The following is a 1,603-nucleotide window of genomic DNA, read 5'->3' as shown; positions in this document are numbered from 1 at the left end:
GTAAGCACCCGGTGAAGGCACCGTAGAGCTCGATCAGGCGGTAGACGGTGCCCAGCGATGCGGCAGCAACTGGGCGATGTTGTCGGCGCGATGAGTGGGTAGCCGGGTCAGCACGTCTTTCAGATAGACGTACGGATCGTGTCCGTTGAGCTGCGCCGAGCGGATTAGGCTCGTGATTGCGGCGGCACGTTGACCGGCACGCAACGAGCCCGCGAACAACCAGTTCGACCTTCCGAGGGCCCACGGGCGAATCTGGTTTTCCAGCCAATTGTTGTCGATGGGCACATGCCCATCGACCAGATAGCGCGTCAGTGCCTCCCATCGCTTAAGGCTATAGTCGAGCGCTTTGGCGATCGCTGAGCCCTCGGAGACCAGCTTGCGCTGGCCGACCATCCAGGCGTGCAACGCATCGGCGATCGGTTTGGCCCGCTGCTGACGAACGGCACCTCTCTGCTCAGGCTTCATACCGGCAACATCGCGCTCGACATCGTAGAGCGCGACGAAGTATTTCAAGGCTTGTTCCGCGATCTGACTCTTGTGGTTGGCGTGCAGCTCGAAGAACTTTCTTCTGGCATGAGCAGCACAGCCAATTTCAGTGATGCCTAGCTCGAATCCGGCTTTATAGGCGCTGTAGTCATCGCAAACCAGCTTGCCACGCCATTCGCCGAGGAAGGCTCGGGCGTGAACGCCTGCGCGGCTATCCGCGAAGTCATATACCACGGCCTTCACATCGGCAAACTGTGTGGTGCTGTACGCCCATAGGTAAGCTCGGTGTGTTTTCCCCTTGCCGGGCGCCAGCATCTGCACCGGCGTTTCGTCGGCATGCAGCACCTCGTGCTGCAGGAGTTCATGGTGGAGCGCATCGACCAAGGGCTGCAGGCGCACTCCGCATACGCCGACCCAGGCGCCAAGTGTCGATTGAGGGATGGCCAAGCCTGCGCGCCCGAAGATGCGTTCCTGCCGGTACAGGGGCAGATGATCGCCGTACTTGGCAACCAGCACCTGCGCGAGCAGCCCGGTGGTCGGGATGCCCTTGTCGATCACGTGAGGTGGGACCGGCGCCTGGATCAGCGTCTCGCACGCCTTGCAGGCCCACTTGCCGCGGATGTGCCGCTCGACCGTGAACACGCCCGGCGTATAGTCCAGCTTCTCGCTGATGTCCTCGCCGATCCGCACGCGTTGGCAACCACAGCAGCAAGTGAGGTCGTGCGGTTCGTGATGGATATCGGTGCGCGGCAATTGCGGTGGCAACGCTGCCCGTTTCGGCTTCTGGGGTTGCCTGCCCGGCGGCGTATCCGGCTGAAGTTGCTCGAGCTCGGCTTCGAGTGCCGCCAGATCCGCGTCGATCGCCTCGTCGAACAGGCTCATCTGTTCGGCATCGAACTGCTCGCTGCGCCGGCCGAACTGGAGGCGCTTGAGTACCGACAGTTCGTGCGTGAGCTGGTCGATACGCGTTTGCCGATACTGCAGCTCCCGCTCCTTCTCGCCGGCCTCCCGTTCTTTCTCGGTGACCTGCACGATCAGTTGCGCAGCCAACGCACGCAGCTGTTCCGGGCTCAGGGTGTCGAAGTCGGTGGGCAGGTCCATGCGGGCCAGTCTGCCA

1 protein-coding gene is annotated in these 1,603 nt (G+C 62.5%); it reads right to left on the bottom strand.

The annotated features are described in order from the left end of the window. Positions 1 to 33: 33 nt before the first annotated feature. Positions 34 to 1,587 (bottom strand): IS66 family transposase, encoded by a 1,554-nt coding sequence (gene tnpC / locus F6X40_RS41390; RefSeq protein WP_132459996.1) that lies wholly within the window; start codon positions 1,585 to 1,587, stop codon positions 34 to 36. Between the last annotated feature and the right edge of the window lie 16 nt (positions 1,588 to 1,603).

This window comes from Paraburkholderia sp. UCT31 (assembly GCF_014397655.1).
Classification (GTDB): domain Bacteria; phylum Pseudomonadota; class Gammaproteobacteria; order Burkholderiales; family Burkholderiaceae; genus Paraburkholderia; species Paraburkholderia tuberum.
Note: the sequence above shows the minus strand (reverse complement) of the source record. Positions and strands in the feature narration are given on the sequence as shown.

What these genes read in the sequence shown, in the direction of transcription:
- tnpC (WP_132459996.1), bottom strand. Translation starts at nt 1,587, where the DNA reads ATGGACCTGCCCACCGACTTCGACACCCTGAGCCCGGAACAGCTGCGT.